Raw genomic sequence first — 20,755 nt, forward strand, 5'->3', positions numbered from 1 at the left:
CACGTGGGAAAGCTCGGTCGAATCCTGGGTGATTCCAGCCGCCGGACGGCTCAAGCCCCTGATTCCGGCGGTAAACCCGGACCGGGCCGCGAGCGCCGGGCATCAGCGCCTTTCCCGGTGCGGGCGACGCGTTACCGGGCTGACACGAAACTGTCATGCGACTGTTATAATCGAAGGCTATTGGCCTCAGCGGGCGCCGGAGGAAATGGCGCCGAGAGACCATCTTCCGAACAGGAGCAGGCCACATGAGACATTTCATCCGCTCGGCGGCCGTTGCGATTGCAATGGCTGCGGCGTCCACCCTCACCCTTTCCGCAGCAATGGCAGCTGACCTTTCCGGCGCCGGCTCGACCTTCATCTATCCGGTGTTCGCCAAATGGGCCGACACCTACAAGAAGGACACCGGCATCGGCCTCAACTATCAGTCGATCGGCTCGGGCGGCGGCATCAAGCAGGTCATCGCCAAGACCGTGACCTTCGGCGCCACCGACAAGCCGATGTCCGACGCCGATCTGGAAAAGAACGGCCTCGTGCAGTTCCCGATGGTGATGGGCGGCATCGTGCCGATCGTCAACCTCACGGGCATCAAGCCGGGCGAACTCGTCCTCGACGGCAAGACGCTGGCCCAGATCTATCTCGGCGCCATCACCACCTGGGATGACGCCGCGATCAAGGCGCTGAACCCCTCGCTCACCCTGCCGTCGACCGCGATCGCCGTCGTGCATCGTTCGGACGGCTCGGGCACCACCTTCAACTTCACCGACTACCTCGTGAAGCTCTCGCCCGACTGGAAGGACAAGGTTGGTTCGGACACGGCTGTCGAATGGCCGACCGGCGTCGGCGCCAAGGGCAGCGAAGGCGTTGCCAACACCGTCAAGCAGACCGACGGCGGCATCGGCTACGTCGAATATGCCTATGCCAAGCAGAACAAGCTGTCCTACTCCAAGATGCTGAATGCAGCCGGCAAGGTCGTCGAGCCGTCGCTCGAGTCCTTCGGCGCCGCCGCTTCGAATGCCGACTTCAAGACTGCCAAGAACTTCAACGTCATCATCACCAACGAGCCCGGCGACGCCACCTGGCCGATCGCCGCCTCGACCTGGGTGCTGATCCACAAGGCTCCGGACGATGCCGCCGCCACCGGCGAAGCGCTGAAGTTCTTTGCCTGGGCCTATAAGGACGGCAAGGAAACCGCCAAGGCGCTCGACTACGTGTCGATCCCCGACAGCGTCGTCGACCTGATCAAGGCTTCGTGGAAGGCCGACATCCAGGCCGGCGGCAAGCCGGTCTACGCTGGCGAGTAACATCACCCGAAGGAGCGCCGCTTTGCGCGGCGCTCCTTTTTCTCAACACAAAGAGTCGAGCTTGACATGAGTGCTGTCCAGGAAGCCTTGCCAGCCATCAAGGGCTCGCGCGATGCGATCGTCAGACGTTTCGCGCTGACGGACACGATCTTCCATGCGGCGACCCGTGCCGCCGCGATCCTGGTTCTGGTCCTGCTTGGCGGCGTCGCCATCTCGTTGTTTGCCGGTTCCTGGCAAGCGCTCTCGACCTTCGGCTTCTCCTTTCTGACCACGGAAAGCTGGAACCCGGTGACCGAGAAATTCGGTGCGCTGGCGCCCATCTACGGCACCATCATCACATCCGCCATCGCCATCCTGATTGCCGTGCCGCTCGGCATTGGCATCGCGATCTTTCTCACCGAACTTTGCCCGCGCGCATTGCGGCGCCCGATTGGCATGGCGGTCGAACTGCTCGCCGGCATCCCCTCGATCATCTACGGCATCTGGGGCCTGTTCGTGCTGGCACCGTTCCTGCAGACGACGGTGCAACCCTTTATCATCTGGCTGTTCCATGGTGTTCCCGGGCTCAACAATCTGTTTGCCGGCCCGCCCTATGGTATCGGCCTGCTCACCTCGGCGATGATCCTCGCCATCATGATCCTGCCTTTCATCACCTCGATCACCAAGGACGTGTTCGACACGGTGCCGTCGGTGCTGAAAGAGTCGGCCTACGGCATCGGTTGCACGACCTGGGAAGTGACGCGGCGCGTGGTCATTCCCTATACCCGGATCGGTATCATGGGCGGCGTCATGCTCGCCCTTGGCCGTGCGCTCGGCGAAACGATGGCCGTCACTTTCGTCATCGGCAACGCGCACCGCATCTCGACTTCGCTGTTCGCGCCCGCCACGACGATCTCGGCGACCATCGCCAACGAATTCACCGAAGCCGTTGGCGATCTCTACACCTCCTCGCTGGTGGCGCTCGGCCTGATCCTGTTCGTCATCACCTTCCTCATCCTTGCCATCGCACGCTACATGCTGATGCGCATCGACGCCCGTACGGGAGCCTGACCGATGTCCACAGCCGCATCGCTTCACCAAAGCCGCAAGCGCAGGAATGGCGTGATGATGACGCTGTGCGTCGTCGCCGCCGGCATTGGCCTCGCCTGGCTGGCGCTTATCCTCGGCGCGCTGCTCTACAAGGGCCTGTCCGGCGTCTCGCTGGCCGTGTTCACCGAAATGACGCCTCCGCCCGGCGACGCCGGCGGCCTGCTCAATGCCATCTACGGCAGCGTGGTGATGACGATCATCGCCGTGATCGTCGGCACGCCGATCGGCGTGCTCGCCGGTACCTACATGGCCGAATACGGCCGCTTCTCCAAGCTCACCACCATCGTGCGCTTCATCAACGATATCCTGTTGTCGGCGCCATCGATCATCATCGGCCTGTTCGTCTACGAGCTGATGGTGCGGCCGATGGGACATTTCTCCGCCATTGCCGGCGCCGTTGCGCTGGCCATCCTGGTCATTCCGGTCGTGGTGCGCACCACCGAGGACATGCTCAACCTGGTGCCGAACGCGCTGCGTGAAGCCGGCACCGCGATCGGCGCGCCGCGCTGGGTGGTCATCAAATCTGTCGCTTACCGCGCCGCGCTCTCCGGCATCGTCACCGGCATATTGCTCGCCATCGCCCGCATCTCCGGCGAGACGGCGCCGCTGCTCTTCACCGCGCTCAACAACCAGTTCTGGTCGAGCAATCTCAACGCGCCGATGGCCAGCCTGCCTGTCACCATCTTCCAGTTCGCTCTCAGCCCCTATGAGGAATGGCAGCAACTGGCATGGACCGGCGCACTCATAATCACCCTGACGGTTCTCGGCCTGAGCATTTTCGCCCGCAGCCTTACCGGACGCAGAGAGGACAGATGAAACCGATGTTGTCCACCGAGTTGAACACGCCCGAAGTGGCCGTGGATAAGGCCAAGATCGAGGTCAAGAACCTCAACTTCTACTACGGCCAGTCGAAGGCGTTGAAGGATATCAGCCTGTCGCTGCCCGAGCGCAGCGTCACCGCCTTCATCGGCCCGTCGGGCTGCGGGAAGTCGACGCTGCTGCGCGTCTTCAACCGCATCTACGAGCTCTACCCGAAGCAGAGCGCCGACGGCCAGGTGCTGCTCGACGGCCAGAACATCCTCGACCGCTCGCAGGATCTCAATCTCCTGCGCACCAAGATCGGCATGGTGTTCCAGAAGCCGACGCCGTTCCCGATGTCGATCTACGAGAACATCGCTTTCGGCGTCCGTCTCTACGAGAAGATCAGCAAGTCCGAGATGGACGGCCGTGTCGAACAGGCGCTGAAGCGCGCGGCATTGTGGACCGAGGTCAAGGACAAGCTCAACGCTAGCGGCCTCAGCCTGTCGGGCGGCCAGCAGCAGCGTCTTTGCATCGCCCGCACCGTGGCGGTGAAGCCGGAAGTCATCCTGCTCGACGAACCAGCCTCGGCGCTCGACCCGCTGTCGACCGCCAAGATCGAGGAACTGATCGACGAGCTGCAGGCCGACTACACGATCGTCATCGTCACCCACAACATGCAGCAGGCGGCGCGCGTGTCGCGCCAGACGGCGTTCATGTATCTGGGCGAACTGGTCGAATTCGACAAGACCGAGAAGATCTTCACGTCGCCTCGTGAGAAGCGCACGCAGGACTACATCACCGGCCGCTTCGGCTGATATCACGCATACGAGGACGAGGATCATGGCCGAACACACAGTCGCAGCCTTCGATGAGGATCTCGGACAGATCAGCAGGCTGATCAGCGACATGGGCGATCTCGCCGGCACGATGGTCGGCGGCGCCACCAAGGCTCTGCTGAATTCCGACAACGCGCTGGCACAGCGCGTCGTCTCCGACGACGCCATCATGGATGCGCGCCAGCGCGAACTCGACGACCGCGCCATCACCCTGATCGCCAAGCGCCAGCCGATGGCCGACGATCTGCGTCATGTCGTCGGCTCGATCCGCATGGCGGGCGACCTCGAGCGCATCGGCGACCTTGCCAAGAACATCGCCAAGCGTGTCGGTTCCGTCGGCCTCACCGCGACGCCGCGCGACCTGTCGCACTCGATCGACTCCATGGCGCAGCTGGTGCTGATCCAGGTGCAGGGCGTGGTCGAGGAATATGCGGCCGGCGATGCCGCCGCCCTCGCCAAGCTCAGGAATGACGACGAACGCATCGACGTCAAATACACCTCGGTGTTCCGCGAACTGCTGACCTACATGATGGAGGATCCGCGCAACATCACGGCTTGCACGCATCTCTTGTTCTGCGCCAAGAATCTCGAGCGCATCGGCGACCATGTGACCAACATCGCCGAGAATGCGTATTATGTGCTGACCGGAACGCAACTGCCCGCCAATCGTCCGAAGCAGGACGAGACGGCGATGTCGGCGCCGGCGGCTTGACGATAGGATGATCTGCCAATGATCGCGCCACGCATCATGGTGGTGGAGGACGAGGAGCCGCTCGGCGTGCTCCTCCGCTACAATCTGGAATCGGAAGGCTACCAGGTCGAGGTGGTGACGCGCGGCGACGAAGCCGAGATCCGCCTCCAGGAGAATGTGCCCGACCTCCTGGTGCTCGACTGGATGGTGCCGGCTGTTTCCGGCATCGAACTCTGTCGGCGCCTGCGAATGCGGCCCGAGACCGAGAGGTTGCCGATCATCATGCTCACGGCGCGCGGTGAGGAGAGCGACCGCGTGCGTGGCCTTTCGACCGGCGCCGACGACTATCTGGTCAAGCCGTTCTCGACGCCGGAATTCATGGCCCGGGTCAAGGCGCTGCTGCGTCGCGCCAAGCCGGAAGTGCTGTCCAGCGTGCTCAAGGTCGGCGACATCGTGCTCGACCGTGAATCGCACCGGGTCTATCGCAAGAAGAGCGAAATCCGGCTCGGACCGACCGAGTTCCGGCTGCTCGAATTCATGATGCGCCATCCCGGCCGGGTGTTCTCGCGCAGCCAGTTGCTCGACAATGTCTGGGGCGAGACGATCTATATCGACGAGCGCACGGTGGACGTACATGTCGGCCGGCTGCGCAAAGCGGTCAACAATGGCCGCATGCCCGACGTCATCCGCACCATCCGCGGCGCGGGCTACGCGATCAGGGAAGACTAGGTCGAGGGCGGCTACGCCCCTGACTTCGTCATCCAGGAGCGAAGCGACGCGGCGCAGACCCGAGGATCCATGCCGGGACCTCGACGCGTCGCCGCAGTGCAGAATTCTGCGCCGTTGCACTCTACGATCGAGGTCACGGCATGGATCCCAGGGTCTCCGCGACGCCGCTTCGCGGCTGCTCCGCCCAGGGATGACGACCTTGAGGGCGCTCGGCCAACCTCCAGCATTGGTGGTGATTCACCGGAGCGTTCGCTCAGGCCACGCTCTTCCCAGCACTGCCTCTCGCCTGCACGCCCGGCGCGAAAATCTCCTGGTCGACGAAGGTCAAGGCGCGCATGGCGCAGCCTTCGCGAATGAGCGGCAGTTCGTTCGGCTCGGTGTCGAAGGAAATCGATTCCGAATGCTGGCCGCCGGCGGTCTGGGCGATGGCCTCGCGCAAGGCCGGCTCGATCAGATCGAAGGCGGCGGCACTGACACCGACCATGGCGACCGGCGCCGGGTCGATCAGCGCGAACAGGCTGCCCAGCCCATAGCCCAGCGCCTCGCCCGCCTTGCGATAGGCTTCGCGCTCCGGTCCGTCTTTCTCCCTTGCCGTCGCGGCGAGTGTCCGCATCTGCGCGTCGCTGACATCGGCGACCGGTTCGGCGTCCTCGCCAAGCTGCCTGGCATTACGCCAGATGGCATAGTTGCCGGCATAGGCCTCGACGCAGCCGCGCCGCCCGCAACGGCAGAGCGCGCCGCCCGGGCGATGGATCATGTGGCCGAATTCGCCGCCCGATGAATGGGTGCCGGTGAACAGTTCGCCCTTGAGCACCAGGCCCATGCCGATGCCGTGCGAGAGCAGGATGGCGATGAAGTCGTCGCGGTAGCGTTGAGGGTCGCGCCAGCGCAACGCCACCGCCATCATGTTGCAGTCGTTCTCCATGGTGGCGGGGATGCCGAATTCGGCTTCGAGTATGTCGGCGAAGGCAATGTCCGTCTGCGGCGTGATCGGCGACCACAGCATGGCACGCGCCTTGGTGTCGGTGATGCCCTGGATCGCCAGCGCGATGCGGGCAACACTGCGGATATCGAGATCGGGGTCCTCGATGCGGCGGCGCACTATTGCCGTGCATTCGCCGATCAGCGCCTCGCGCGACATGGTCAGCGTGTCCAGCCGGCGCTGCTCCTCGGCGACCACCTGGCCGGCATAATCGATGACGGCGACGGATAGGAAATTCAGCGACAGCACCACGGTCATCACAGCCGCGGCCTCGGGGTTGAGGCCGAGGCCAACCTGCGGCCGGCCGCGTTTGAGCGAGCCGGCCTCGTTCGGCTTGCCTTCGGTCAGGATACCTTCGCCGATCAGGTCGGCGGATATCGCCGATATGGTCGAGTGGCTGAGGCCAGTGGTGGCGGCGATCTCGGTGCGCGAGGGCTGACCATCCCGGCGCACGGCTGCAATCACCATTGCGCGGTTGCGCCGGCGCAGATCGTCGTGGCGGATTCCCACCGACATGCTTTCCCTCCCGGTTGCCGCGGTTCTTGATCCCCCTCGAATACCTCCGGCAACAGGGTCAAACACTGGCAGAAGCGGCCGGTGCTGTCATTTATTTATTGCGAGGCTCGAAAAAAAATTTCTGGCACCTCAAAATCCATCAGAATCGATGTTGACAGTGTTCTGGCGATGGACCAGTGTTTTTTCGAGGCTCGAAAAAATAGAGCCTTTGTGCCGGCCTTCGGGCCAGTTTGGTCGCGCCATACGCGGCGCAGGGAGGATATCATGAAGAGATTCACAGCCGCCATCCTGGCGGGTGTCGCCATGTCGCTGACACTGGTGTCGGTCGCGCAGGCGAAGGACAAGGTCATCGGCGTTTCCTGGTCCAACTTCCAGGAAGAGCGCTGGAAGACCGACGAGGCCGCCATGAAGAAGGCGATCGAGGCCGCGGGCGACAAGTACATTTCCGCCGATGCGCAGTCCAATCCCGGCAAGCAGCTGACCGATGTCGAGAGCCTGATTTCGCAGGGCGCCAATTCGCTGATCATCCTGGCGCAGGATGCCTCGGCCATCGGTCCGGCGGTGCAGAAAGCGCTCGACGAGGGCATTCCGGTCGTCGGCTATGACCGCCTGATCGAAAACAAGGACGTCTTCTACCTGACCTTCGACAACAAGGAAGTCGGCCGCATGCAGGCCCGCGAAGTGTTCAAGGTGAAGCCTGAAGGCAACTACGTCTTCATCAAGGGCTCGGGTGCCGACCCGAATGCCGACTTCCTGTTCTCGGGCTCGATGGAAGTGCTGAAGGAAGCCATCGACTCGGGCAAGATCAAGAATGTCGGCGAGGCCTATACGGACGGCTGGCTGCCCGCCAACGCCCAGAAGAACATGGAGCAGTTCCTCACCGCCAATGACAACAAGGTCGACGCGGTGGTCGCGGCCAATGACGGCACCGCCGGCGGCGTCGTCGCGGCGCTGACGGCGCAGGGGCTCGCCGGCACCGTGCCGGTCTCTGGCCAGGACGGCGACCACGCCGCGCTCAACCGCATCGCGCTCGGCACCCAGACCGTGTCGGTGTGGAAGGACGCGCGTGAACTCGGCAAGAACGCCGCCGAGATCGCCTCGCAGCTCGCCGACGGCAAGAAGATGACCGACATCGCCGGCGTGAAGGACTTCACGACGCCTGGCGGCAACACCGTCAAGTCGCTGTTCCTGACCCCGGTCGCCATCACCAAGGATAATCTCAACCTCGTCATCGACGCCGGCTGGATCAAGAAGGACGAAGTCTGCGCAGGCGTCGCCGCCGGCAGCGTTGCGGCCTGCAACTGAGTTTGACCGCTTGAAGAAATGAAGGCGCCGCGGCCCAAAGCCGCGGCGTTTTCTCAAAAAGATTTGTGTTTCCGCATCACGCGGATAGCTTCTAGGCTGGCTTCGGCATCCGCGTAGACGGCCAGCCGGTTGGAGGAAATCATGACCGATACGACGTCCAACCCGCAGGCCGATACCGCGCGCGCCTCGGAACTCGGCGCGGTCGCCCGGTTCCTGAAGGCGACCGAGATCGACACCCGCATGCTCGGCATGATCGGCGCCCTGCTGCTGATCTGGGTCGCGCTGCATGTGATTTCGAGCCTGCGTCTCGGCGTCAATCCGCTCGATTTCGACAGCCGCACGTTTCTCACGCCGCGCAATCTGTGGAACCTGTCGGTGCAGACGTCCGCGGTCGCCATCATGGCTTGTGGCATGGTGCTGGTCATCGTCATGCGCAACATCGACCTGTCCGTCGGTTCCGCCGAGGGCCTGATCGGCATGGTCATGGGTTTTGCGCAGGTACATTTCCTGGTTCGGTTCGTGGGGCTTGAACTCGGCAACCCATGGATCTGGGTCCTGGCTCTGGTCATCGGCCTGGCGCTCGGCCTTTTGATCGGCGCCTTCCAGGGCTTCGTCATTGCCTATCTCGAAGTGCCGGCCTTCATCGTCACGCTGGGCGGCCTGCTGGTCTGGCGCGGCGCCGCCTGGTGGGTCACGTCAGGCCAGACGGTGGCACCGCTCGACGCCACCTTCCAGCTGATGGGCGGCGGCCCGGCCGGATCGATCGGCGCCACCTGGAGCTGGGTCGTGGGCATCGTCGCCTGCCTGGCCGTCGTGTTCGCGCTGTTCAACGGGCGCGTGCAGCGCAAGCGCTTCCGCTTCCCGCTACGGCCGGTCTGGGCCGAGACGCTGCTCGGCGCCGTCACCTGCGCCGTCATCATGGGCGCGGTCTGGCTGGCCAACTCCTATCCATGGCCGATCGGCATCGTGAACCGCTACGCGGCCGCCAACAACATCACCGTACCCGAGGGCGGCCTGTTCATCGCCCACGGCATCGCGATACCGGTGCTGATGGCGGTCGCCGTCGGCCTGGTCATGACCTTCATCACCAACCGCACCCGTTTCGGCCGTTATGTCTTTGCCATCGGCGGCAATCCGGAAGCGGCCAATCTCGCCGGCATCAACACGCGCTGGATCACCATGAAGGTGTTCATGATCATGGGCGTGCTGGCCACGATCGCAGCCGCCATTTCGTCGGCCCGGCAGAACTCCTCCACCAATGTGCTTGGCACATTGGACGAGCTGCTCGTCATTGCCGCGGCCGTCATCGGCGGCACGTCGCTTGCCGGCGGCTCGGGAACGATCATCGGCGCCATGCTCGGCGCATTGCTGATGCAGTCGCTGCAGTCGGGCATGGTGCTGCTCGGCGTCGACTCGCCGCTGCAGAGCATCGTCGTCGGCGCCGTGCTGGTCATCGCGGTGTGGCTCGATACCGTCTATCGCAAGCGGGTTTAGGGATACGATCATGGCTGACAAAACCGCTCCCGCAACTGCCCCCGCAACCGCCCCCATGGGCACGCCGCTGGTCGACATGCGCAACATCTCGATCGCCTTCGGCGGCATCCGTGCCGTCGACGACGCGTCGATCGACCTTTTCCCGGGCGAGGTCGTAGCGCTGCTCGGCCACAACGGCGCCGGCAAGTCGACGCTGATCAAGATCCTGTCCGGTGCCTACAAGCGCGATGCCGGCCAGATCTTCGTCAATGGCGAGGAGGCAGCGATCTCCAACCCGCGCGACGCCAAGAAATACGGCATCGAGACGATCTACCAGACGCTGGCCCTGGCCGACAATGTCGATGCCGCCGCCAATCTGTTCCTCGGCCGCGAGCTGATGACCGCCTGGGGCACGCTCGACGACGTCGCCATGGAGGCCGAGGCGCGCAAGGTGATGGGGCGGCTCAATCCCCGCTTCCAGCGCTTCAAGGAGCCGGTGATCAAACTGTCAGGCGGACAGCGGCAGTCGGTGGCGATCGCACGCGCCATCCTGTTCAACGCCCGCATCCTGATCATGGACGAGCCGACGGCGGCACTCGGCCCCCAGGAAACGGCACAGGTCGGCGAACTGGTCAGGCAGCTCAAGTCCGACGGCATCGGCATTTTCCTGATCAGCCACGACATCCACGACGTGTTCGAGCTCGCCGACCGGGTTTGCGTGATGAAGAACGGCCAGGTGGTCGGCACGGCACGCACCACGGACGTCACCCAGGACGAAGTGCTGGGCATGATCATCCTGGGCAAATGTCCTCCAGGTGCCATACCGGGGCGGGGGCGCTGAGGATCGCCGCCTGAGGCCGGCCGCAGGCCGGCCAGGCCGCTCGGGCACGCCCCGTTGCCGTTCACGTGATATGCCAGTGATCACGATGGCTTGGCCTAACCATTGTGTTGGCCCGGCGACTTGCCCATAAAGGTCCTGTTTTGCTCATGGACCGCATCATCCGTTGAAGAAGCTTTTTCCAATCGTCGCGTTCATAGCCGTTGCATTGATCAGCATGACCATGGCGGGGTTCGCTTATTTCGCGACGCAGGAGGCCGCCCGCATTAAGTTCGAAGGGGCGGCCGATGACGCCCTCAACCGGATCGAGAGCCGCATCGACCTGCATCTGTCGCTGTTGCGCTCGACACAGGCCCTGTTCGATGCGCGCAACGGCGATATTTCCCAGAGCGAGTTCAAGGCCTTCTTCAAGGCGCTGGATATCGACAGCAATTTTGCCGGCCTGCGCGGCATCGGCTTCCTGCGGCTGGTCAAGACGGGCGACGAAGCCGCAGTGGAGCGCGACATCCTCCGCGATTTCGGCGCCAGCCATCCGGTCTATCCGGATACGACGCAGCCCTGGCGCACGCCGATAGCCCTTTTCGAGCCGCTGGATCCGTCCAACCAGGCCAGCATCGGCTATGACATGTTCAGCGAGCCGGTGCGGCGCGTGGCGATCGAAAAGGCGATGGCCGACGACCAGCAGCATGCAAGCGGGCTGGTGCAGCTCGGCCAGGGCACGGGCGTCGCGCAGACCTTCACCGGGTTCCTGGCCTTCGTGCGGCTCAATGTAGAAACGGCGCCGGAGGTCATCAACGCATCGCGATCCTCGACCGCCGGCTTTCTCTATGCCGCCTTCCGGGCCCGGGACCTGTTCCAGATCGCGCTGAGCCGTGCGCCGCTGCTGCCGGTCAACACAGAGATTTACGACGGAGCGGTGAACGGCGACAATCTGTTGTTCCGCTCGGAGACGCCACCGGTTTCATCCCTGGGAGACCGGCTGCTGGTCACCCGCAAGATGACCGTGGCGGGGCGCCCTTGGACCGTTTTGTTCAGGCCGACCAGCGCCTTCTCGCAACCCTCGTCGCGCGCCATCCCCGTCATGCTGGGAATGTTCGGCCTGCTCCTGGCCGGTGCCATCGCTCTGGTGGCGCGCTACCAGGAGCGGGCCTATGACGCGGTATCGGCCTTGCATGAGACAATGGAAAAGAGCCTGCTCGAAAAGGACCTGATGCTGCAGGAGATGAAGCATCGCATCAAGAACTCGATCACCAGGGTGCTGGCGATCGCGCGGCAGACGGCGTCGCGGGCCACCGACGTCAATGAGTTCTCCGCTTCCTTCTCGGCCAGGCTGCAGGCGATGGCCGCCTCGCAGGATATGCTGACGCGCTCGCGCTGGCAGAAAGCCGACCTTGCCGATCTGCTGCGAATCGAGCTCGGCCAGGTGTTCGGCAAGGAACTGCCGGAGGGGCTCCTGTCAGGCCCGGAGGTGCTGCTCGACGAAACCACGACGCAGGCGCTTGGCCTGACCTTTCATGAACTCGCCACCAATGCGCTGAAATATGGTGAAGCCGGCAATTCCGCCAATTCCTCCAAGGGAGATTGGGCGCTGAAGGTGGACTGGTCGCTGGAAGGGCGTGGGCGCGAGCGGATGCTGGCGCTGAACTGGCGGGAAGTCGGGAAAAACAGGATCGAGGCGCCGGCCGTGACCGGATTCGGCACCAAACTGATCGACCTCAACGTCACGCGCGAATTGCGCGGCACGATCAAGCGCGATTTCCAGGCTGACGGCCTGAAGGTGGAAATCAGAATTCCGTTGGTCGGCTGAAATCCTGCCGGTCGCCAGAGCGGCGGATCGACACCCCAAGAAAATCCGGAGGCCCGACATGGCCCCCGGATATGTATTCCATTAGAGCGGTTCAGCGTTTCATGGAATCGCCGAACAGCTCCTGGAAATGCTCCGATCGCTGAATTAGTTGCAGCGGGCCTGATAGGTCGTGCCGTTATGACGGCGATACACGCAATAGCCGTTGCGCAGGTTGCGAACCAGCAGGCCGGTCCCGGCACCGACCGCCGCGCCGATCAGCGCGCCCTTGCCGCCGCCGACCAACCCGCCTACGCCCGCGCCGATCAGGCCGCCGCCCACGACGTCCTGTTCGGTCGTGGTGCAGCCGCTGACAGCGACCACCGCAACCATGGCAATAAGTATTTTCCGCATAGAGTCACTCCTCACTTGTGTCCACACTTTAGTAAGCTCCAACCGCCATCTAGCACGAAACGACGGCCTTTGCTGCTGCAATTTATTGTTGGCCAAGGTGGTCTTTTTCTGGGCGGATCGTGTTCGATGCCATGACGAGGTTGGAAATCGCCAACGAAGCGTCAAGGCTACCGTCTGGCCGCACCTTCCAGACAATTTGATCGTAGTCGTCCTCCAGCGTGGGGTCGACCGCGAGGCATTTGGCGACGATATGCTGCGCCTGTCCCTGTACGTCGCCCATCGCGAAGGGGCGCTCAGCGGTGCATTCGTCGGCAGTTGCAAAAACACTGACTGGGACCTGCAATTCCCGACATTCGGCCATCGAGTTCGAGCAACCGATCACCAGTAACAACGCGGCTATGTGTTCCATGACAGATGTTCCTCTGGCCGCAATAACGGCCAACATCGTCAAAAAGTTCCTGTCCTTCCAAGGGAGTTACGCGATACTTGGATGACAACAGGGCAGGACCTAAGTCAGGTCGACTGCCAGACAACGGCCAGCAACATTGTCACGGTCAAGGCAAGAAGGAGCCCCTTCGCCAAACCCTTATCTGCTCGAGGGTGTTTCTACGGAGGATTCGGCTTCCAGAAATTCGCCCATCGAAATACGTGCGGCTTGTTCCAGTCTGTTCATGTCGGCGACTGTCAAGACATCCTCCGGTATCGCGCTGCAAGCCTGCAAACAATGTCCGACGGCGGGGCAGGTTCCGGCGGTATCCGGGAAAACAGCATCCGCCCTCATGGTGAATAGCCGGTTAAGAATCGCTGCTTGCCGAGGCTCTCACTGCGTCTCGAAATTGCTGTGCGGAACGACAAGGCGATATTCGAGGTGGCCGCCGCCGATATTGAGGTCCGCGGTTCCGTTCAGGGATGCTGGCACCACCCGCTCCAAGGCGACGCTGCCGAATCGCTTTTGACCGCCGCGATCGTTGTCGGTCCCTATCGTTTCGGCCCATGTCAAAGACAGGGCTAACTCCCCCGTGGCGGCGGCGTCGAGGTTGGCGGTGACCTCGACGAAACCGTCAGGCCGGGACAGGGCGCCATAGCTGACGGAGTTGACGGCGAGTTCGTGCATCGCCAGGCCGATATGCAGCGCGGCGTTGGGATTGAGGTAGGGATTGGCGCCACGGAAGCGCAGGCTGTGCGATGGGTTCGCTCCGTAGCGGCCGACCTGGCTCGCCACCAGCTCATGAAGGGCTGCCCCTCGCCAGTTGGAGGATGTCACCAGATCCTGGGAGGACGCCAGCGACTGCAGCCGGCCGCGGAAGCGCGTCAGGAAGTCGCCGACGCCGTCGGAATAACGACCGGTCTGGGTCGCGATGCTCTGGATGATCGCCAGCAGGTTTTTCGAGCGGTGGCTGACTTCACGCAGCAGCGTCGTCAATGTCTGTTCGCGCCGCTTCTGCTCGGTCGTCTCGACCATGGTGGTGACGACGCCTTGTACATCGCCATCGTCGCCTCGGTCGGCATCGACCCAAATCTGAAACCAGCGGACGCCATTCTCGACCGGAACACTGATTTCAAGGCGCTGAGGATCGCCGGTCGCGACCACATCGTGCTTGGCGGCGCCGATGCGATCGGCCTGCGCCGTCTGCAGGATGCCGTTCCCGTCGGCATCGTCGGAAGCCCAGGGCGCGCGCATGTTGCGGGCCCATACGGTCTTCATCTCGCGATCCTGGTAAAGGACGGAAATGCCGGCATTGTGCAGCGCGTGGAGAAGAGCCCGACCAAGCTGCATGCCACTTTCGGCCGGATGCATGGCGATGACTTCATCGCTCCGTGCGCCTTCCGTTTTATCTGAAGTCCTGGAGCGCATCGATCAAATCTGTCCACCCAACTCAGGCTGAACGGCTCACTGTCGAATGGGTTCCCCTAAAAGCGGTCCGCCGGACGGTGTCCATTGAAGGACCCCGCCCGGCGGTGGCTGGAAACCGTTTGAGGGGTGCGGCTTCCAGTGTTCACCTGATGAGCCGTCAGGCTCATGCCCTCTTGAACAGGCCGGCCAGAAGCGAAATGACCAGGAAAGCGAGGAAGATAAAGAACAATATCTGCGCGATTCCGGCGGATGTGCCGGCGATGCCGCCGAAACCAAGCGCGCCGGCAATAATCGCCACGACGAGAAATACGAGCGCCCAGTACAGCATGGTTCATCTCCTTCGAATGATGCGATAAAAACGTGGGTGGATGCGGTTTGTTCCACCATTCGCCGAAAAAGACGGGGCTTGCAAATCGTTCCGGGCAGCGCCGGCTGGAAATTCCCCGGTAGCCGATCCGGCTTGTCAAAAAAGGCCGCCGGATGGGTCGCATCCGGCGGCCTTTTTTTGATCTTGTCCGGCTTCCGGAGGCCGCGATCTATGCGGCAGCCTTGGCCTGCCGATCGAAGAACAGCGCCTGGCTGATCAGCGCCTTCACCATGTCGGGATTGAACGGCTTGGTCACGAGGAAGGCGGGTTCGGGGCGCTCTCCGGTCAGGAGACGCTCGGGAAAGGCGGTGATGAATATCACCGGCACCGATGTCGAGGAGAGGATTTCGTTCACGGCCTCGATGCCTGAGCTGCCGTCGGCGAGCTGAATATCGGCCAGCACCATCTTCGGTCGGGTCTTGCCGAACATCGTCACCGCTTCGGCATGGGTACGCGCCGTTCCTACCACCCGATGACCGAGGCTCTCGACCATCTCCTCTATGTCCATGGCAATCAGCGGTTCATCCTCGATGATCAGCACGTCGGTCGCCACCTGGCGTGAAATCTCGTTGCTTGCCTGGGCAAGCAACTCGGAGAATTGCTGTTCGCCGACATCGAGGATTTCGGCCGCCTCGTCCTCGCTGAAACCTTCGACGGCAACCAGCAGGAAGGCTTGGCGCGGAAGCGGCGCGATGGCATTGAGATTGGCGGCCGCGCGCTGTTCCCACGCCGATTGTGCCTGCTCCTGCGGGACACGGATGGCAACCGATGTGAAGAGCTTGGCGAAAACCTTGTACAAGGCGATCCGGTCACTCGATGCCTCGGGGAAGATCTCGATGTCGGCGATGATGGCTTCGAGCATCGCGGCGACCAGCGCGTCGCCGCTCTCTTGCGATCCCGAGACGGCACGCGAAAAGCGGCGCAGGAACGGCAGGTGCGGTGCGATGGTGGCGGATAAACTCATGGTAAGACGTCTCCCTCAGATGACGCGAGTGCACGGATTGCAGGTCAAGCTTGTTGCAAGCCCCGCTAATACAACGCGGGTTTTCCGAAAAAGTTCCGGCCTATATGGAACGAATAGACGGAAACGGCGTTTGATACCGGGATGGGCAACCCAGACGAGGGTGTCGCTTGCCTTGTGTTGTGTTGTTATGGGCGGCTTGGGCGCTGGGACTATAAGGGCGAAATGAAGGATATGACGAAAGATATTTTGGCTGGCGCCGCGGGCAGGCGCCGGAACGGTGCCGGCGACCCGCTGGGGCCGAACTCCGAAATCGGACGCAAACTCAAACAATATTACGACGAGCTGGTCTCCGACAATGTGCCGGATCGCTTCGCCCAGTTGCTCAGCCAACTGGAACAAGCCGAACCCGCACAGAAGAAGGACTAGATCATGGCCGCGGTCTCCCAAGGCTTCAAGACCGATCTGCTTGGGGCAATCCCGAGCTTGCGGGCCTTTGCCGTGTCGCTGACGCAGAATGCCGACAAGGCCGATGACCTCGTTCAGGAAACGCTGGTCAAGGCCTGGGACAAGCATGAGAGCTTCCAGCCTGGCACCAATCTCAAGGCATGGCTTTTCACGATCCTGCGCAACGAATTCTATTCGCAGATGCGCAAGCGCGGCCGCGAGGTGCAGGACAGCGACGGCATCATGACGGCCCGGCTTGCGGTGCATCCGGCACAGCACGGCCAGCTCGACCTCAAGGATTTTCGCGGCGCCCTCGAGCAATTGCCGGAGGACCAGCGCGAAGCCATCATCCTGATCGGCGCATCGGGATTCTCCTACGAGGAGGCCGCCGAAATCTGCGGTTGCGCGGTCGGAACGATCAAGAGCCGCGTCAGCAGGGCTCGTACACGCCTTCAGGAAATCCTGAAAATCTCCGGCGAGGACGAGTATGGTCCCGATGCGATCTCCGCCCAGGTCACGGGCACGGCGGCACATTGAAATACGGCTGCATCACGGCAATTCGAGTGCCGTCGCGTCAGTCTTAGCCGGGGGAGCCGCGACCGTAGGCTAGCGCCACCGCTTCAACGAGGTCTTCGCCTGAATAGGGCTTGGTGACCAGCCTCACCCCGGGAAAGGAGGCCTTGATCTCGTCCGCATCGGAGTAGCCGGACGCAAACACGAACGGGACGCCGGTCTCCCGCAGGCCCGCGGCGAATTCGAGCGTCGAAGCGCCGCCCAGCATCAGATCGACAATGGCCGCGTCGAAATGCGTCGCGACCTTACGGCCGTCGATCTCGGCCAGGTCGCGGGCAACCACCACCTCGCCCGCACCGTGGTCACGGCAGAGTTGCTCGACATCCATGGCTATGAGGAATTCATCCTCCAAGACAAGAATGCGCAATCCGTCAAGTAATTGGGGCACAGGCAATCGCTCCTTGAAACGCCGGGATTCATGATCGCAATTTGGTGTCTTGTCATTTAAAAAAGACATGCGCCGGCGACGAAACAGCGATCTCGGGCAAGCGCGTGAAACTGGCCTGCCGACGGCAGACTTTCGCAACGGGGGATCGAAATGCCAAGCCAGATCGGGCGCTCTTCTTCAAGCCGGCAATATCCTTGCGAGCAGTGCCCATTACGGCCCTTGCCGGTGTTCCGGGAGTTCGAGAAACCGGAGCTGGCCTTCATCAGTAAATTCAAGAAGGGCGAGCTCACGGTCGACAAGGGTGCCACTGTTCTCGTGGAAGGAAGCCACAGCGCCCACCTCTACACCGTGCTGTCCGGCTGGGCGTTCCGCTACAAGCTGTTGCAGGACGGCCGCCGACAGATCCTCAATTACCTCATGCCTGGCGATCTCATCGGCCTGCAAGGCAGCGTCATGGGGGAGATGCAGCATTCCGTCGAGGCCCTGTCGCCGATGCTGCTTTGCGTGTTCGAACGCGATAACCTGCATGAACTCTACCGCAACCATCCCGGTCTCGCCTACGACATCACCTGGATCGCGTCGCGCGAAGAGCGCATGCTGGACGAGAACCTGCTCAGTCTCGGCCGCCGCAGCGCGATCGAGCGTGCCGCCTATCTTATCGCCTTCATCGCCAGCCGAGCCAAGGTCGTCGGACTGAACGGCAAGCAAACCATCCAGATTCCGATCACGCAGCAGCACATCGCCGATACGCTTGGCCTGTCGCTGGTTCACACCAACAAGACGATCCGCAAGCTGATGGATCGCCAGCTGATCGTCTGGCGCGACGGCGGGTGCGGGGTCGTCGACAATGAAGGGCTGAAGCAGCTCGCCGGCTGGGAGGGGCTGGGCGAGGGCCGCCGGCCATTGATCTGACACCGCACTTCTTGCCAGGGCGGCGGATCGGGTGCGCATGACCGGGTTTTCGGCTAGTTTGTCCGGGCATCGGAACTTTGGGACGCACGGCGCGTTTGAAATCGAGCAATCACAAGGAGTTAAGCAATGGCAACCGCCGCAAGCAAGACCGCCAACGAAGCGCGGACGAATCCGGATCTCGAAGCCGACATCAGGCAGTTGAAAGCCGATATCGACAAGCTCACCAAACAGCTGGCCAAGACCGGCGAACACGGCTACGGCACGGCGCGCCGGGCGGCGGCCGAAGGCGTCGAACAGCTGCGCGCCCAAGGTGAGGCCGCCTTCGACAGCCTGCGCGGCAACGCCAGGGATCTTGAGGCGCAGATGGTGGCAAGCGTACGCGAAAAGCCGGTGACGTCTCTTGCAATCGCCGCTGGCGTCGGCTTCCTGTTCGCACTGCTGGCGCGTCGCTAGTCCGCCGAGATGGGACTGCTGGCTTCCCTGCTCTCGGCTTTCGCCTCGGGTGAAACAATGGCCGCCGTGCGGCGCGCGCGCACGGCGGCCGTCGTCTACGCGTTTGCAGCGTTGGCGGCATTCTGCGGCCTCGGCTTCCTGGTCGGGGCAGCTTATATCTGGACGTCGGTGCGGTATGGATCGCTAGCTGCCGCGATTGGTTTCGGTGTCGGCTTCCTGGTGATCGCGGGCCTTGTTCTTCTGATCCACCGGCTGATGGCGGGCGCCCGGGTCCGCCGCGAGGCAAGGCGGCGCAAAGCCGACATGAAGGCGATCGGCATTACGGCCGCGCTCGCCGTGCTGCCGACATTGCTGAAGGGAAAAGGCGGACTAGGGGTTATTCTTGGTCCGGCCGTGGCACTGGCGGCCTATGCCATCTACCGCGAGAACGTGAAGCCGGACACCGATCATCCGGATGATGCCGGCGAGGGGTAGTATGTCGGGCATCTGGACTGCCTCGTCTCACTCCGACAGATCCTCCAGCGGCATCGATATTTCGGCGAAGACCCCGTCCGGCCGGAATTCATGGGTCACTTCGCTCGAAATGACCTTGGCCAGACTGCGCCGGATGAGGATCGAGCCAAAGCCGTGCCGCTCGGGTGGGGCAACTTCAGGACCGCCGCTTTCGCGCCAGGTGAAAACGAGGCGCCGGTCGCCTTTCCTGCCTTGCGCCTTCCAGCCGAGATCAACCTTGCCCGATGCAACAGACAGCGATCCATATTGCAGCGCGTTGCTGGCCAGTTCGTGCAGGATCAGCCCGAGCCCGACGGCCTGATCAGGCGACAGCAACAGATCGGCGCCGGAGATCGTCAAGCGTGGCTGGTCGGCGGTGTCGAAGGGCTTGATCTCGATCTGGACGAGTTCACGGATGCCGATGCCGCGCCATTCGCGGTCGGACAGCAGACCATGGGCAATACCCAGGGCCTGAAGCCGCGCGCGGAAGGCCTCGAGGAATTCGCTCGGCTGGCGGGCATGGCGCACGGTCTGCGTCGCCAGCGCCTGGACCGTTGCCAGCGTGTTCTTGACACGGTGGTTGAGTTCTCTGAGCAGCAGCCGTTGCCGTTCGTCGCCAAGCTTGCGTTCCGAGATGTCGTAGTTGACGCCGAAAATCAGCGTCGGCTTGCCGTCGCCATCGCGCTCGATGACACTGCCGCGCGTGGCCACCCATCGCGGTGGATGAAAGCCTTTCACCCGGTATTCGCCGAAATAGTCGTCGCTGCCGGTCAAGGCGTCGCGAAAGCGGGTTTCGGTTTGATAGACGTCGCGCGGGTCGATGGCGGTCAGGATGTCGCGCGCCCGCAAACGCGTCGAGCGCGGCAGGTTGAACAGTTCGGACAGCCTGACGTCGCACTCGATCATGTCCGTGCGGATGTCCCATGCCCAGCTGGCGAGCGACGCCGCGTCGAGGGCGATGGCGCGCCGCTTTTCCTCGCGCGCGAGTGCGGCCTCGGCGATCGCGCCGCTGCGGGTTGCATCCTTCAGGGTGAACAGGCTGCCGGCGAGACCGGCGAGCATCGTCAACTGGTCCAGTGTGGCGCTGGATGGAAAGACATGGGGTTTGCGATCCATCACGCACAGCGTGCCGATCCTGGCGCCGGCCACGAGCATCGGTGCGCCTGCGTAGAAGCGCACATGATGCTCGCCTGTGACCAGCGGGTTGTTCTTGAAGCGGGGATCCGCCGTCGCATCAGTCACCACCATGGGGCCGTCACCGGCGGCGATGGCGTGGGCGCAGAAGGAAATTCTGGTCGCCGTTTCCGTTTCGTCGAGGCCAAAGCATGACTTGAACCATTGCCGCTCGAGATCGACAAGCGTGACCAGCGCTATCGGTGCCTGCATTACGGCCGCGGCGAGGTTGCTGATGCGGTTGAAATCCACGTCGATCGTCGAATCGATCACCTCCAGCCCACGCAGCACGGCGAGCCGGTCTTCGTCCTTCACCGCGCGCGCGACCTCGGCTGGCAGACCCAGCGCTGCTTCCGCCTTGCTGCTCACCCAAGTC

22 protein-coding genes and 1 pseudogene are annotated in these 20,755 nt (G+C 63.0%); 15 read left to right on the forward strand and 8 right to left on the reverse strand.

The window, feature by feature from the left end:
• The first annotated feature begins 245 nt into the window (after positions 1-245).
• The 6 genes from pstS (at position 246) to phoB (ending at position 5,447) form a co-directional block, all read left to right on the forward strand.
• Positions 246-1,301, forward strand: a complete 1,056-nt coding sequence (gene pstS, locus EN824_RS20855) for a phosphate ABC transporter substrate-binding protein PstS (RefSeq protein ID WP_127277560.1) — start codon at positions 246-248, stop codon at positions 1,299-1,301.
• Between the two features lie 66 nt (positions 1,302-1,367).
• On the forward strand, positions 1,368-2,351 hold the full coding sequence (pstC, locus tag EN824_RS20860) for a phosphate ABC transporter permease subunit PstC (protein WP_127872064.1): 984 nt from the start codon (positions 1,368-1,370) through the stop codon (positions 2,349-2,351).
• A gap of 3 nt (positions 2,352-2,354) precedes the next feature.
• Complete coding sequence (gene pstA / locus EN824_RS20865) at positions 2,355-3,206, forward strand: phosphate ABC transporter permease PstA (protein ID WP_127277556.1); 852 nt, start codon at positions 2,355-2,357, stop codon at positions 3,204-3,206.
• Entirely contained in the window at positions 3,203-4,006 is an 804-nt protein-coding gene (gene pstB, locus EN824_RS20870) for a phosphate ABC transporter ATP-binding protein PstB (RefSeq protein ID WP_127277554.1), read from the forward strand. Before pstA ends, pstB begins: the two co-directional genes overlap by 4 nt.
• A 25-nt stretch (positions 4,007-4,031) precedes the next feature.
• A complete protein-coding gene (gene phoU, locus EN824_RS20875; RefSeq protein ID WP_127277552.1) occupies positions 4,032-4,739 on the forward strand; it encodes a phosphate signaling complex protein PhoU in 708 nt (235 codons plus the stop codon).
• An 18-nt stretch (positions 4,740-4,757) separates the two neighbouring features.
• A complete protein-coding gene (gene phoB / locus EN824_RS20880; RefSeq protein WP_010911896.1) occupies positions 4,758-5,447 on the forward strand; it encodes a phosphate regulon transcriptional regulator PhoB in 690 nt (229 codons plus the stop codon).
• A 253-nt stretch (positions 5,448-5,700) separates the two neighbouring features.
• Here the strand turns inward: phoB and EN824_RS20885 are convergent, their stop codons facing one another.
• Entirely contained in the window at positions 5,701-6,945 is a 1,245-nt protein-coding gene (locus EN824_RS20885; protein WP_127277549.1) for an ROK family protein, read from the reverse strand.
• Positions 6,946-7,209: 264 nt separating this feature from the next.
• On the opposite strand from EN824_RS20885, the gene xylF reads away from it, so the two are divergent.
• The 4 genes and pseudogenes from xylF to EN824_RS20905 all read left to right on the forward strand — a co-directional run bounded on the left by xylF (position 7,210) and on the right by EN824_RS20905 (position 12,368).
• A complete protein-coding gene (gene xylF, locus EN824_RS20890) occupies positions 7,210-8,250 on the forward strand; it encodes a D-xylose ABC transporter substrate-binding protein (protein WP_127277547.1) in 1,041 nt (346 codons plus the stop codon).
• A 141-nt stretch (positions 8,251-8,391) separates the two neighbouring features.
• Positions 8,392-9,744 (forward strand): sugar ABC transporter permease, encoded by a 1,353-nt coding sequence (locus tag EN824_RS20895; RefSeq protein WP_127277544.1) that lies wholly within the window; start codon positions 8,392-8,394, stop codon positions 9,742-9,744.
• A 10-nt stretch (positions 9,745-9,754) separates the two neighbouring features.
• Positions 9,755-10,578: pseudogene (locus tag EN824_RS20900) on the forward strand (ATP-binding cassette domain-containing protein).
• 149 nt (positions 10,579-10,727) lie between these two features.
• On the forward strand, positions 10,728-12,368 hold the full coding sequence (locus EN824_RS20905) for a CHASE domain-containing protein (RefSeq protein WP_135920075.1): 1,641 nt from the start codon (positions 10,728-10,730) through the stop codon (positions 12,366-12,368).
• A gap of 144 nt (positions 12,369-12,512) precedes the next feature.
• Here the strand turns inward: EN824_RS20905 and EN824_RS20910 are convergent, their stop codons facing one another.
• From EN824_RS20910 to EN824_RS20930, 5 genes are all read right to left on the reverse strand, one after another.
• The gene (locus tag EN824_RS20910; protein ID WP_135920077.1) at positions 12,513-12,758 is read right to left on the reverse strand and encodes a YMGG-like glycine zipper-containing protein; all 246 of its coding nucleotides are present in this window, start codon (positions 12,756-12,758) and stop codon (positions 12,513-12,515) included.
• An 82-nt stretch (positions 12,759-12,840) separates the two neighbouring features.
• Entirely contained in the window at positions 12,841-13,167 is a 327-nt protein-coding gene (locus EN824_RS20915) for a hypothetical protein (RefSeq protein WP_135932643.1), read from the reverse strand.
• 411 nt (positions 13,168-13,578) lie between these two features.
• Positions 13,579-14,613: a sensor histidine kinase gene (locus EN824_RS20920; protein ID WP_135929508.1), complete on the reverse strand. Its 1,035-nt coding sequence runs from the start codon at positions 14,611-14,613 to the stop codon at positions 13,579-13,581.
• Between the two features lie 163 nt (positions 14,614-14,776).
• The gene (locus tag EN824_RS20925) at positions 14,777-14,941 is read right to left on the reverse strand and encodes a DUF1328 domain-containing protein (protein ID WP_027031438.1); all 165 of its coding nucleotides are present in this window, start codon (positions 14,939-14,941) and stop codon (positions 14,777-14,779) included.
• Positions 14,942-15,149: 208 nt separating this feature from the next.
• A complete protein-coding gene (locus tag EN824_RS20930; RefSeq protein ID WP_135917187.1) occupies positions 15,150-15,944 on the reverse strand; it encodes a response regulator in 795 nt (264 codons plus the stop codon).
• Positions 15,945-16,166: 222 nt separating this feature from the next.
• Here EN824_RS20930 and EN824_RS20935 point away from each other — a divergent pair, with 222 nt between their 5' ends.
• Both EN824_RS20935 and EN824_RS20940 read left to right on the forward strand, forming a co-directional pair.
• Complete coding sequence (locus tag EN824_RS20935; protein ID WP_127280183.1) at positions 16,167-16,370, forward strand: NepR family anti-sigma factor; 204 nt, start codon at positions 16,167-16,169, stop codon at positions 16,368-16,370.
• A gap of 3 nt (positions 16,371-16,373) precedes the next feature.
• Entirely contained in the window at positions 16,374-16,925 is a 552-nt protein-coding gene (locus EN824_RS20940) for an RNA polymerase sigma factor (RefSeq protein ID WP_010911883.1), read from the forward strand.
• A 43-nt stretch (positions 16,926-16,968) separates the two neighbouring features.
• Here EN824_RS20940 and EN824_RS20945 read toward each other — a convergent pair whose 3' ends face one another.
• Entirely contained in the window at positions 16,969-17,349 is a 381-nt protein-coding gene (locus tag EN824_RS20945) for a response regulator (protein WP_245464483.1), read from the reverse strand.
• A 150-nt stretch (positions 17,350-17,499) separates the two neighbouring features.
• On the opposite strand from EN824_RS20945, the gene EN824_RS20950 reads away from it, so the two are divergent.
• From EN824_RS20950 to EN824_RS20960, 3 genes are all read left to right on the forward strand, one after another.
• Entirely contained in the window at positions 17,500-18,261 is a 762-nt protein-coding gene (locus EN824_RS20950; protein WP_127872060.1) for a Crp/Fnr family transcriptional regulator, read from the forward strand.
• Positions 18,262-18,387: 126 nt separating this feature from the next.
• Positions 18,388-18,714, forward strand: a complete 327-nt coding sequence (locus EN824_RS20955) for a DUF883 family protein (protein WP_127872059.1) — start codon at positions 18,388-18,390, stop codon at positions 18,712-18,714.
• A 9-nt stretch (positions 18,715-18,723) separates the two neighbouring features.
• The gene (locus tag EN824_RS20960) at positions 18,724-19,188 is read left to right on the forward strand and encodes a hypothetical protein (RefSeq protein WP_135882123.1); all 465 of its coding nucleotides are present in this window, start codon (positions 18,724-18,726) and stop codon (positions 19,186-19,188) included.
• Positions 19,189-19,215: 27 nt separating this feature from the next.
• Here EN824_RS20960 and EN824_RS20965 read toward each other — a convergent pair whose 3' ends face one another.
• Positions 19,216-20,748 carry an HWE histidine kinase domain-containing protein gene (locus tag EN824_RS20965; RefSeq protein WP_127872057.1) on the reverse strand — a complete coding sequence of 511 codons (1,533 nt, stop codon included), beginning with the start codon at positions 20,746-20,748 and terminating at the stop codon, positions 19,216-19,218.
• Positions 20,749-20,755: the final 7 nt, after the last annotated feature.

Source organism: Mesorhizobium sp. M8A.F.Ca.ET.181.01.1.1 (assembly GCF_004792025.1).
Taxonomy (GTDB): domain Bacteria; phylum Pseudomonadota; class Alphaproteobacteria; order Rhizobiales; family Rhizobiaceae; genus Mesorhizobium.